The 11,815-nt window shown below is 73.6% G+C and carries 11 protein-coding genes; 1 reads left to right on the top strand and 10 read right to left on the bottom strand.

Annotation, left to right across the window (positions count from 1 at the left end; translation table 11 throughout):
- The first annotated feature begins 92 nt into the window (after nt 1-92).
- Nucleotides 93-236, top strand: coding sequence for a hypothetical protein (locus tag NMK44_RS40900; RefSeq protein ID WP_254753120.1), 144 nt, complete (start codon nt 93-95; stop codon nt 234-236).
- Nucleotides 237-302: 66 nt separating this feature from the next.
- Here NMK44_RS40900 and NMK44_RS40895 read toward each other — a convergent pair whose 3' ends face one another.
- From NMK44_RS40895 to NMK44_RS40850, 10 genes are all read right to left on the bottom strand, one after another.
- The gene (locus NMK44_RS40895; protein WP_254753118.1) at nt 303-1,886 is read right to left on the bottom strand and encodes an ABC transporter ATP-binding protein; all 1,584 of its coding nucleotides are present in this window, start codon (nt 1,884-1,886) and stop codon (nt 303-305) included.
- The gene (locus NMK44_RS40890) at nt 1,883-2,677 is read right to left on the bottom strand and encodes an ABC transporter permease subunit (protein WP_308358815.1); all 795 of its coding nucleotides are present in this window, start codon (nt 2,675-2,677) and stop codon (nt 1,883-1,885) included. Before NMK44_RS40890 ends, NMK44_RS40895 begins: the two co-directional genes overlap by 4 nt.
- Before the next feature lie 38 nt (nt 2,678-2,715).
- Complete coding sequence (locus NMK44_RS40885; RefSeq protein WP_254753116.1) at nt 2,716-3,669, bottom strand: ABC transporter permease; 954 nt, start codon at nt 3,667-3,669, stop codon at nt 2,716-2,718.
- A complete protein-coding gene (locus tag NMK44_RS40880; RefSeq protein ID WP_254753114.1) occupies nt 3,666-5,252 on the bottom strand; it encodes an ABC transporter substrate-binding protein in 1,587 nt (528 codons plus the stop codon). The genes NMK44_RS40885 and NMK44_RS40880 overlap by 4 nt, the downstream gene beginning before the upstream one ends.
- A 75-nt stretch (nt 5,253-5,327) precedes the next feature.
- Nucleotides 5,328-6,125: a class I SAM-dependent methyltransferase gene (locus NMK44_RS40875; protein WP_254753112.1), complete on the bottom strand. Its 798-nt coding sequence runs from the start codon at nt 6,123-6,125 to the stop codon at nt 5,328-5,330.
- Nucleotides 6,122-7,384, bottom strand: coding sequence for an MFS transporter (locus tag NMK44_RS40870; protein ID WP_254753110.1), 1,263 nt, complete (start codon nt 7,382-7,384; stop codon nt 6,122-6,124). The genes NMK44_RS40875 and NMK44_RS40870 overlap by 4 nt, the downstream gene beginning before the upstream one ends.
- Entirely contained in the window at nt 7,368-8,477 is a 1,110-nt protein-coding gene (locus NMK44_RS40865; RefSeq protein WP_254753108.1) for an enolase C-terminal domain-like protein, read from the bottom strand. Before NMK44_RS40865 ends, NMK44_RS40870 begins: the two co-directional genes overlap by 17 nt.
- Nucleotides 8,474-9,571 (bottom strand): PLP-dependent cysteine synthase family protein, encoded by a 1,098-nt coding sequence (locus NMK44_RS40860; RefSeq protein WP_254753107.1) that lies wholly within the window; start codon nt 9,569-9,571, stop codon nt 8,474-8,476. Before NMK44_RS40860 ends, NMK44_RS40865 begins: the two co-directional genes overlap by 4 nt.
- Nucleotides 9,568-10,410, bottom strand: coding sequence for a Rossmann-like domain-containing protein (locus NMK44_RS40855; RefSeq protein WP_254753105.1), 843 nt, complete (start codon nt 10,408-10,410; stop codon nt 9,568-9,570). The genes NMK44_RS40860 and NMK44_RS40855 overlap by 4 nt, the downstream gene beginning before the upstream one ends.
- Nucleotides 10,410-11,666 carry an ATP-grasp domain-containing protein gene (locus NMK44_RS40850; RefSeq protein WP_254753103.1) on the bottom strand — a complete coding sequence of 419 codons (1,257 nt, stop codon included), beginning with the start codon at nt 11,664-11,666 and terminating at the stop codon, nt 10,410-10,412. The genes NMK44_RS40855 and NMK44_RS40850 overlap by 1 nt, the downstream gene beginning before the upstream one ends.
- Between the last annotated feature and the right edge of the window lie 149 nt (nt 11,667-11,815).

Below are 11,815 nucleotides of genomic sequence, written 5' to 3'. Positions count from 1 at the left end.
GGCGTCGCGGGCCCGCGAAGGCCGGCAGGACAGGACCTAGGTCCTGGGGCATCCGGGACCGGTCCCCGGGGGCCGTGCCTACGGTGTCCGCCATGCGGATCACACGGAAACTGGTCATCGGCTTCCTCACCGTCTCGCTGCTCGCGCTGCTGGCCGTACTGGCCGGACCCTGGAGGTCGAGCGGGGCGGAGACCGGGGCCACGCGGTGCACCCGCCACGCCACCGGCCCCCGGTAGGCCGCCCGCTCCTACCGGCCGGGGGATGTGGTGTACGCGGTGGCCTCGACACCTCGTCGCGGCCGGCTACGAGGGTCCGGAGCCCGGCGGCGCGCCGTGGCCCGCACCGGCGGCCGGCCTCCGCCACGACGCTGCCCGGAGCAGCGAGGCGGTGAAGGGGTGACGTGGCGCCGTCCGTATCCGACCGGCCGGGCCCTGTTCCACGATCTCCCCGTCGTCCAGTACGGCGATCCGGGTGGCCAGGGCCGCGGTGTCCAGATCGTGGGTGACCAGGACCAGGGCGAGACCGCCACGGTCGCGCGGCAAAGTGGTGAGGAGGTCCAGGATGCCCCGCCGGGTGAGCGCGTCGAGTCCGGAGGTGATCTCGTCGCACACCAGCACCCGGGGGCGGGCGAGCAGGGCGCGGGCCAGGGCGGCGCGCTGGAGTTCACCGCCGGAGAGCCCGGCCGGCCGCCGCCGTACCGTCTCGGCCCCGAGTCCGAGCCGGTCCAGCGTGTCCGCGGCCTCGGCACGGGCCGCCGCCGGGTCCGCGCCGCGCAGCCGTACCGCGGTACGCGCCACCTGGTCCAGGACCGGGCGGTGTTCGTCGAAGGCGGCCCGCGCGTCCTGGAACACGTACTGCACGGCGGCGGTCTGCTCCCGGCTGCGCGAGCGCAGCGCGCGGGGCAGGGGCGCGCCGTCGAGCAGCACCGTGCCGTCGTGGTCACGGTGGAGTCCGGCCATCACACGGGCCAGGGTGGTCTTCCCGCTGCCCGAGCGGCCGACCACGGCCAGGGTGGTCCCGGAGTGGACGGCCAGGGTGTCGGTACGGAGCACGGGAACCCCACCGTGGCGGGCGGTCAGCCCACGCACCTCGAGGGCGGGCACGGGCTCGTCGGCCGCCGGATCCTCGGGGGCGGGTTCCCCTCCGGGAGTGGTGTCCGCCGCCAGGAGTCGGCGCGTCCAGGGGTGTTCCGGTGTACGCAACACCCGCTCGGCCGGGCCCGACTCCACCACCCGTCCGCCCCGCACCACCACCACCTCGTCCGCGAGCGCCCGCACCACATCCAGGTCATGGCTGAGCAGCACCACCGCGATGCCCCGCGCCGCGACGGCGGCCAGCCGCTCCACGATCCGGCGTTTGGTGAGCGCGTCCTGTCCGGTGGTGGGCTCGTCCGCCACCACCACCCGGGCGCCGAGCAGCAGGGCCTGGGCCAGTACCACCCGCTGCTGCTGACCACCCGACAACTGATGCGGATACCGGCGCAACACCGCTTCACCGTCCGGCAGTTGGGCCTCGTCCAGGGCGGTCAGCACCCGGTGGCGCACCTCCGCGCGCCGCCGCGCGCGAGGCAGCGTACGCACCTGGTGGCGTGCGATGTCGTACAGCAGCGCCCCTACTCTCCGGGCCGGGTTGAGCACCGCGGACGGCTGCTGGGGCACATGGCCGACCACATCACCGGCCACCCGGACCCGGCCGGTGATACGCGCCCCTTCCGGATACTCGCCCAGCAGCGCCAGCCCGGTGGTGGTCTTCCCGCTGCCGGACGGGCCGACCAGCGCCGTCACCGTACCGGGCAGCGCCCGCAAGTCCATCGCGTCCACCAGCACACGGCCGTCGACCTCGACGCGCAGCTCCCTGATCTCGGCCACGGCGGTGTCCGCGTTCATATCCGCTTCCCTCTCGGCGCGTTCGGCTTCCCCTTCCCCAGCACGGCGTCGACCAGCAGATTGCCGCCCATGGTGAGGGCCACGATCAGCAGCGCGGGCACCACGACGGCCCACGGCTGCACCCACAGACCGGTGCGGTTGCGGTCCACCATGACCGCCCAGTCCGCGGCGTCCGGCGCCACCCCGACGCCCAGGAAGGCGGCGGTGGACACCAGGTAGAGCACTCCGGTGAGCCGGACCCCGGCGTCGGCGGCCAGGGTGCGCAGCATCGAGCGCCCGACGTAGCCGACGCCCATCCGCCACCAGCTCTCGCCCTGCATCCGCAGCGCCTCCACGGCCGGGCGCGCGGCGGCCTCGGCCGCGGCGGCGCGGACGATCCGGGCCGCGTCGGGGACGTTGACGAGTGCGACCAGCAGGGCCAGACCCGGCGCACCGGGTGCGAGGACGGTGGCCACCAGCAGGATCAGCAGCAGTGAGGGCACGGCGAGCAGTACGTCCAACGGCCGCAGCAACGCCTCCTCCAGCCAGCGCCGGTGGGTGAGGGCCGCGATGAGTCCGACCGGCAGGGCCACCAGATAGGCGAGGGCGGTGGCGGCGAGCGCGCTGACCACCACCGAGCGCCCGCCGAGCAGGATCTGCCGCCAGACGTCCCGGCCGACGAAGTCGGTGCCGAGCCAATGGCCGTCACCGAGTGCGAAGGAGGTGGCCCGCGGTCCGGGGTCGCCCGCGAAGAGTGGTCCCAGCAGGGCCAGGGCGAGCGGCACCCCCGCGATCAGCAGAGCGAGCGCCACCCTCGTCCGGCCCGGCCGCCGTTCCGGCCCAGGTGTACTCACGCCGCCACCTCCGCCCGCGGGGTCAGCCGGCGGGCGACCAGATCGGCGCCCAGGTTGAGGACGACCGTGAGCACCCCGAAGACCACGGCGAGCCCCTGCACCACCGGCACATCACGTTCGGCGACCGCGTTCATCAGTACGGTGCCCAGTCCGGGGAACACGAACAGCGCCTCCACGACGATCACTCCGCACAGCAGCCAGTCGACGGTGCGGGCGAGTTGCTGGGCGGCCGGGGCCACCGCGTTGGGCAGGGCATGCGCAAGGAGCACCCGGGCACCGCCGACGCCGTAGCGGCGGGCCTGTGCGGTGTACGGTGCGGCCAGCGCGTCGATCATGCCCGCGCGCACCAGCCGGGACAGCGAGCACACCGGCCGGGACAGCAGCACCAGGACGGGCAGCACCAGCGCGGCGGGGTGGCCGGACAGATCGCCGCCGTATCCGACGGCGGTCGGCGGAAACCACCCCAGCCGCAGGGCGAACACCGTCACCAGCAGGGTGCCGAGGGCGAATTCGGGGACCGCGTACACACCGAGCGTCACGGAGCTGATGACCCGGTCGGGCCACCGCCCCACGTGGCGGGCAGCGAGCACACCGAGCCCGACCCCGACGGGGACGAGGAGCAGCAGGGTGAGCGCGGCGAGCAGCAGGGTGGGGCCGAAACCGTCGGACACATAGGTGCTGACGGGGCGACCGGAGACCAGTGAGGTGCCGAGGTCGCCGTGGAGCAGTCCGGTGGCCCAGTCCAGCAGTCGCACGGCGGCGGGCCGGTCCAGTTCCATGGTCTCCCGGATGGCCGCGATCCTGGCCGGATCGGGCTGGTCACCGGCGAGGGCCACGGCGGCGTCGCCCGGCAGCGCCTCGGTCAGCGCGAACACCAGCACCACCACGGCCGCCGTCTGTGCCACCCCGGCCAGCAACCGGCGGGCGAGCCAGGAACGCAGTCCGCTCACGCCAGCCAGACCTTGTCGAAACGGGCCCAGTCGAGGGTGTTGGCCGGGGCGGTGCGCTCGACCCCCCGTACGGTGCGGGCGGTGCCGATGATCCAGTCGGCGAACCCCCAGACCAGGAAGCCCCCTTCGGCATGGAGGCGGCGCTGCATCCGCGCGTACACCGCGGCGCGGTCGCGCTCGTCGCGGGTGGACTGGGCCTGGCGGTAGAGGGCGTCGAAGTCCTTGTGCCGCCAGGCGGTGGCGTTGGTGGTGGAGTCGGTGAGCAGCCGCTGGGAGAAGTGGGATTCGATGGGCATGGCACCGGAGCGGTAGCAGCACAGCGTGCCGGAGTCGAGGATGTCGTTCCAGTAGGAGTCCTTGCTGCCCGTCCTGACCGTGACGGTGACCCCGGCCTTGGCGGCCTGGTCCCGGAAGATCCCGGCGGCCTCGGTGAATCCGGCGGCCACGGCGGAGGTGTCGAGGGTGACCTTCAGTCCGTCGGCGCCCGCCCGCCGCAGCAGGGACCGCGCCCGGTCGAGGTCCTGGGTGCGCTGTGGCAGCCCGGTGGCGTAGTAGGCGTAGCCCTTGCCGAACAGATCGTTGCCGACCTCGCCCGCGCCGGACAGGGCTCCCTTGATCAGCTCCTCGCGGTCGGCGATGAGGAAGAACGCCTCGCGGACCCGCTTGTCGTCGAACGGCGGGCGGTCGGTCTTCATGGCGAACGCCTGCATGGCGCTGTTGCGCAGTCGCACGATCTCGATCTGGCCCTTGCCCTGGTGGGCGCGGGCGGTGGTGGGATTGAGCTCATGGGCGTACTCGACCTGGCCGCCGATCAGCGCGTTCACCCGTGCCGCCTCCTCGTTGGCGACCGTGAACTCCAGCTCGTCGAGATAGGGGGCGCCGTCCCAGTAGTCCGCGTGGCGCCGCAGCACGGTGGAGCGGCCGGGGGCGAAGGAGACGAGGCGGAACGGACCGCTGCCCACCGCGCCGCGGTCGAACTCCTCCGCGCCGTCGGGGACGATATACGCCCCGAACGCGGCCAGCACATTGGGGAATTCCGCGGTGGGCCGCTTGAGGACGAACTCCACGGTGCGCCGGCCCACGGCGCGGCTGGCCTTGAGGTCGATGGGTTCGAGGGAGGCTTTGGCGCGGAACGCCCGCCCGGGGTCGGCGATCCTCCGGTAGCTGAAAAGGACGTCCTCGGCGGTGACCGGCTTCCCGTTGTGGAAGGTGGCCTTTCTGAGCGTGACCTTCCAGCGGTCCAGGCCGGCGTTGGGTTCCCAGGCCGAGGCCAGTCGCGGCCGGGCGGTCAGATCGGCGCCGTAGTCGGCCAGTTTGTCGAAGAGCGCCTTGGCGCGGGCGGCGTCGGCGAAGAGATTGCCCAGATGCGGATCGAGGCTCTCGCCCGCGCCGCCACCGGCGAAGGCGGCGCGCAGCCGTCCGCCGCGCCGCGGCGGACCGTCGTCCTTCGCACCGCCCGGTCCCGGGGCGCCGGAGGAGCAGCCGGTGAGGGCGAGGGCGCCGAGTCCGGCGGCCAGACCGGTGGCGGCGGTGAGCACACCGCGGCGGTGGGGAAGGTGGTGCGGATCGGATGCGTGATGCATGGCGGACGTCCTTTGCCGGGAAGCGGAGTGGCGGGCGCGCGGGGTCGCGGAGGTCAGGGACGGGGGTCAGGGGGCTCAGGGGATGAGCCGGGCGATGAGGTGCAGCCGGTCGCCGTCGGCCGTGGCAGCGGGGGTGGTGGCGGTGTCCCCAGGCCGCCACCGCGGTTCGGTACGCGGTCCGGGCAGGTCGTACAGCGCGAGAACGGTGAAGCCGTGGGCGGACAGGAAGTGGCGCAGCTCCTGCGGCAGCAGCAGCCGCCACGCGGAGTGCTGTTCGACCGGCGCCGCCCCGTCGTCGGTGGTCCACACCCGGGTGCGGCGCAGCAGTTGCGCGGCCCGGTCGATCCGCAGGGTGGTGGCGGAACGGTAGGTGGTGCCGCGCCAGGTGAAGGCGGCGTGCGCCGGGGTGTCCAGCAGATCGGTGCGGCCCAGGAAATGGGCGCCGTTGCGCATCTCCGCCACCAGCAGCCCGCCGGGGGTGAGCGCCGCCCGGCAGGAGGCGAGGAACCCGTCGAGCTCGTCATTGGTGTGGCAGTACAGCAGCGAGCTGTCCAGACACACCACAGCGTCGAAGGTGCCGAGGTCGAAGGAGCGCAGATCGGCGGGGACGTACTCCGGTCCGGGGTGGTGCCGTCCGGCGTGGCGGAGCATCGCGGCGGACCGGTCGGCCCCGGTGACCTCACGTCCCGCGCTGTGCAGATGGGCCGCGTCGCGTCCGGTGCCGCAGCCGATGTCCAGGACCCGTGGTCCCGCGCCGTACCGGCGCAGACAGTCCTCCGCCCAGTGTCCGGCGATCCGTCCGGGGTCGGGGAAGCGCGCCTCGTAGAGCTCGGGGCTGTCGGTGAGCAGATTGCGGTCGCAGGTGGCGCTCATGAGGCCGCCGCCGGTGCGGGCGCGGGCGCGGGCCGGGCCGGCAGCGCGCGGGCGCGGTGCAGCCGGCCGACACCGGCCGCCGAGACCAGGCCGAACAGCACACAGCACAGCCATGGCAGCCAGGCGTGCCCCTGGTCGTCCCCGGTGTCCATGGCCCAGCCGACGACGGTGTTGCCCGCCGCCGCGGCCACCCCGGAGACCATGTAGAAGAGCCCGAAGTAGGTGCCGGTCAGCTCCGGCCGTCCGAAGTTGGGGATCAGCTCCATGACGAACGGCTGCGCCACCATGATCCCGAGGTACAGCAGCAGCGCCCCCGCCAGCACGGGCAGAGCGTGGAGCACCGCATCCGCCGGACCGTCCGGTGCCGCTCCGGCGACCGCCATCGGCGGTACGAAGGCGAGGGCCATCAGGGCGAGCCCCGTCCCGATCCAGCGCCCCCGGCTGCCGCGCCGCCTGAGCGCCCGGGTGATGCGCAGTTGCAGGGCGAGATTGGTCAGGGTGCCGACGAGGAAGACCAGTCCGGCCGCGCCGTCCCAGCCGGTGGCCCCGCGCGCCCCGGCGGGCAGCAGCAGGTAGAGCTGGTTCTCGAGGGTGAACATGCCGACCATGGCGAGGGAGAACGCCACGAAGGCGCGGTTGCCGAGCACCTGCCGCCAGTCGGCGAGCACACCGCCGGGCGGGGGCGTGACCTCGCGGTCGGGCAGCACCAGCGCCTGGGCGACGGTGAGCACCGCGAACAGTCCCGCGGCGGTGAGCGCCGAGGCCCGGAAGTCCACCAGCAGCAGCGCGCTGCCGAGCAGCGGGCCGATGAGGGCACCGGTGGTGGCGAACACGTTGAACAGCGCGAAGGCTTCGGGTTTGCGCTCCCCCGCCTCCTGGGCGAGATAGGCCCGTACGGCCGGGTTGAACAGCGCCCCGGCGAGCCCGCTGAGCACGGACGCGGCGAGCAGTACGGCCAGTCCGTCGCCGAGCGAGAACAGCGCGAAGCCCACGGTGCGCAGGGCGCATCCGGCGATGATGACCCGTCGGGCGCCCAGCCGGTCGGCTGCCGAGCCCCCGATGATGAACAGGCCCTGCTGGCTGAGGTTGCGTACGCCCAGGACGATGCCGACCACGGCGGCGGACATGCCCAGGTCCTCGCCCAGATGGGTGGCGAGATAGGGAATCAGCAGGTAGAAGCCGGTGTTGACGCCGAGCTGATTGACCAGGAGAAGGCGGATGGCGAGGGGGAAGCCACGGAACTCACGCCATGTCGTCATGGTGTTCCCTCCCCTCCGGCTCCCCGGCCTCCTGCGGTGCGGCGGTGGCATCCGGGGCGGTGGCGCGCGGACGGACGCCGAGACCGGGGCGGTCCCCGGCGCGCACCACACCGTCGGTCCCGCCGATACCGGTCCACGGGTCGTGGGCGAGCAGCAGATGGCCGTCCAGATCGATCCAGCGGGCCCGGTCGGTGAGGTGTACGGCCGGGGCGATACCGAGGGTGCTCGCGGTCAGACAGCCCAGCATCAGCCCGGTGCCACTGCCCTCGAGCGCGGCGGCGATCCGCAGGGCGGTATGGACTCCGCCGCATTTGGCCAGTTTGACGTTGACCCCGTGCACCCGTCCGGCGAGGCGGCGGACGTCCTCGAGGTCCACCGCGTCCTCGTCGGCGATGACGGGGAGGGGCGAGTGCTCGGCGAGGCGGGCCAGCGCCTCGGGATCACCCGGCGCCAGGGGTTGTTCGACGGCCTCGACGCCCGACTCCGCGTAGCGGGGCAGCAGTTCACGTGCCTGCGCCGGGGTCCAGGCACCGTTGGGGTCGAGCAGCAGCCGGGCGTGCGGGGCGGCGGCGCGCACCGCACGTATCCGCGCCAGGTCGTCCTCGGGGTCCGGTGTGCCCGCCTTGAGCTTGAGGACACAGAAGCCACCGCGGGTCAGCCGCCGGGCGTGGGCCACGGCCCGTTCGACGGGGAGGATGCCCAGGGTCCGCGCGGTGGCGGCGCGCGGCGCGGCGGTGGCGCCCAGGAGCCAGTGGACGGGCCGTCCGGCGCGCACCCCGCACAGATCGAGCAGGGCGGATTCCACGGCCGCGGTGACGGCGGCCCGCTGCCGGGCGATGGCGCCCTCGCGCAGCGCCTCCAGGGCGGTTTCCGGGTCGGTGAACCGGGCGAGCTCGGCGGCCGCCAGGGACAGCAGCCGCTCCAGGGTGGCCGTGTCCAGTCCGTAGTACGCGCTGGTGACGGCCTCGCCGTGGCCGCGCTGTCCGTCGTGTTCGACGGTCAGCCAGACGGCCTCGCGGGCGGCCATGGTGGAACGGGAGATGCGCAGCGGCTCGGCGAGTTCGAGCCGTACGGTGCGCTGGGTGGCTTTCACGGGGTGTCTTCCGGGGTCGGGGCTCCGCGGGTCAGCGGATCGGTGACGGTGGTGCAGCGGGTCCAGCCGGTGGCGACGGCGGCGCCCGGGTGCGGGATCTGTACCGGCCGGGTGGCCGCGATGTCCGGCGTGAGGTCATGGGCGGTGGCGAAGTCGTCGTCGTAGACGGTGTCCAGATAGCGGTGCGGACCGTCGGGGAAGACGGTGGCCACGACGGCGCCGGGGTGCACCCGGGCGGCCCAGGCGGCGACCAGCGCGACCGCTCCGGTGCTCCAGCCACCGCTGACGAAGGCGCCCCTGGCCAGCCTGCGGCAGGTGTCCGCCGCTTCGGCGGGGCCCACCCAGTGGACCTCGTCGAAGGCGTCGTAGGCGACGTTGCGGGGATGGATGCTGCTGCCCAGCCCGCGCATCAGCCGGGGCCGGGCGGGCTGGCCGAAGATGGTGGAGCCGGTGGCGTCCACACCGATGAGCCGTAGCGCGGGCCAGTGCGCGCGCAGCGGTCCGACGATGCCCGCGCTGTGGCCTCCGGTGCCGACGCTGCACACCAGGACGTCGAGGTGGTCGAGCTGGACGGCGAGCTCGGCGGCGAGCGAGGCGTAACCGGCGGTGTTGTCAGGGTTGTTGTACTGGTCGGGCCAGTACGCGTCCGGCAGCAGCGCCACCAGTTCACGCAGCCGGGCCAGCCGGGCGGCCTGCCAGCCGCCCTCGGCCGCCGGGCGGTCGACGAGCTCCAGCCGGACCCCGTGGGTGCGCAGCAGCCGTCGCATCGAGGGCTCGAGCTCGGTGTCGCCGACGAGGACGACAGGGTGGCCGAGCGCCTGGCCCGCGAAGGCCAGGCCGATGCCCAGGGTGCCGGAGGTGGATTCCACCACGGGGGCGCCGGGCCGCAGTTCACCGCGCTCGCGGGCGCCGAGCAGCATGGACACCGCGGCGCGTGCCTTCATCCCACCGGCGCCGAGCCCTTCCAGCTTGGCCCAGAAGCCGGGGTGGGGGCAGGGCAGCGGGGTGGTGACACGGGCGAGCGGGGTACGGCCGAGCAGGGAGAGCAGTTCGCGGTTGGCGGCGGGGTGATGGACGGCGGTTGTGGTGGTCATGAGGCGCCCCCGTAGCGGTGGATCAGCCCGGGGCCGCCGTCGAGCCAGAAGAAGGGGTAGGGCTCGGCGCACACCGCGGTGACCCCGGCGCCGAGCAACCGCGGCAGGATGGCGCTGCCGGTCTGGGCGAACATCACCAGCGGCTTGGCGTGGCGCAGCGCATGTTCCCGCAGCGGTTCGAAGCTGCCGTTGCCGAGGGTCATCCCGGACGCGAGCACCGCGTCACAGCGCTCCAGATGGGCGTGGGCGTCGGTGGCCACGGGCTCGCCCCACTCCGTGGTACCGCCCTTGAGGTCGCAGGGCACATAGCGCAGTCCACGTGAACGCAACTGCTCCAGCAGGGAGTTGACGACGCCGATGACGAGGACGGTCCGGCCCGGCGCGAGATCGAGCAGGTCGACGACGGCCCCGGCCCGGGCGCGGGACCGGTCCAGGGTGGTCCCGGCCGGCAGGGTCAGCGGCCGGGCGCCGGGAGCCGTGGTGTGCGGCACCGTGTGCAGGAGGTACGCGTCGAGCGCGGCCACGCGCACGGCGGTCAGTTCGTGGTGGAGCAGCCGTGCCACATCGGCACCGACGCACTCCTCGACGGCGCTGTCGGGCAGCGCTCCCGGCTCGACCGCGCACGAGCCGACGGCCGCGCCCAGCCGCAGGCTGAACACCTCGTTGCGGTAGCCGCCGGTACGGCCGGGGTGGCGTACGGCCTGGCGGGTGGTGAAGGCGAGGGCGATGTGCTGGGTGCGCGGATCGGGTCCGTAGGCACCGTCCAGCACCCGCTCGACCAGCTCCGCGTAGGAGGTGCACGACGGCGGTGCGGGGCGGGTGGGCACAGGGGTGGCCATCAGTGGTTCACCACCCGGGGGCGCAGACCGGACAGCAGCTCGGTGACCCGGTCGCGGGCGCCCCGGCCGGTGGTGTCGGCCGCCATGACATGTCCGAGGTAGGTGTTGTTGCTCCCGTCGGCCCGGACCGCGCGGCCGGGCTCGGCGAGCTGCACCTCGAGCACATCGGATGCCTCCCGTACGGTGTCCCCGCCGTCGATCGCGGTGAGGGTGCCGTCGGTCTCGGGCACCAGGAAGCCGATGGCGGCGCTGCGCAGTCCGGTGTCCCAGCCACGCAGATCGGGCCGGCGGCCGAGGGCGAGGTCCACGGCGGCCGCGGCGAGGTCGATGCCGGTGACGTGGCGGATGAGTTCGGTGATGCGGTTGCCCGCGGGGCGGGCGTTGACCTCCACCACCCGGGGTCCGTCGGCGGTGAGCTTGATCTCGGTGTGCGCCACCACCCCGTCGAGGGCCAGTGCCTTCAGGGCGAGCAGCGCGGTCTGTCCGGCGGCCTCGGTGTCGGCGGGGGTGAGCGCGGCCGGGAACATATGGCCGGTCTCGATGAACGCGGGCGCGCCGCCGAGGCTCTTGTCGGTCACCCCGATCACCTCGGTCACCCCGTCGTAGGACACGGTCTCGACACTGACCTCCGGCCCCTCGAGCAGTTCCTCGAGCAGGACGACGGGGTCGCGGCGCTGGCCGCGGGCGTTGACGGGGAACCCGGCGAGCGCCCGGCAGGCGTCCTTCAGCTCGCGTTCGTCGTTCACCCGCCGGACGAACATCCCGGCACACAGATCCACCGGCTTGACCACCAGCGGATAGCCGATGTCACGCGCCGCCTCGGCGGCGCGCGCCCCGTCCGGACAGACCGCGTGGCGGGGGCCGGGCAGTCCGGCGGTGTGCAGCACCCGGCGGGTGGCGTCCTTGCGGCAGGCGTTCTCCACGGCGTCGGGGGCGGGGCCGGGGAGGCCGAGGCGGTCGGCGATCCGCGCCGCCGTCGGCAGGTAGTAGTCGCAGGAGGTGATGACACCGTCGAAGCCGAGTGCGGCGTGCAGCCGTTCCACGGTGGGCAGCAGGGTGGCGGTGTCATTGGTGTCGGCGGTCAGCACATGGCGGGCCGCGAGCAGGGGATGGGCGGTGCCCTCGGCCGCGGAGCGCAGGTAGTGATGCAGGTCACGGGTGAGGAAGGTGAACTCATGACCACCTTCGAGGATCGCCCTCGGCAGCAGTCTGCTCATCGAACCGACCCAGCTCTCGACCATCAGCAGATGGGCCACAACTCTCCTTCTTCCCGGTGGGGTTGGGGGATTTTCGGGCAGGCCGGGGTCACCGGCGCCGGGGTGGCGACCCGCCTTGACCGATCCACACGGTATCGATAATCGTTTTCATTGTCATCCAGACATTCGATGCCCGCCCTTCCGATTGC

Origin of the sequence: Streptomyces cucumeris (genome assembly GCF_024295805.1) — a bacterium.
In the GTDB taxonomy this organism is placed as follows: Bacteria; Actinomycetota; Actinomycetes; order Streptomycetales; family Streptomycetaceae; genus Streptomyces; species Streptomyces cucumeris.
This window is presented reverse-complemented; position numbering and strand designations above follow the sequence as displayed.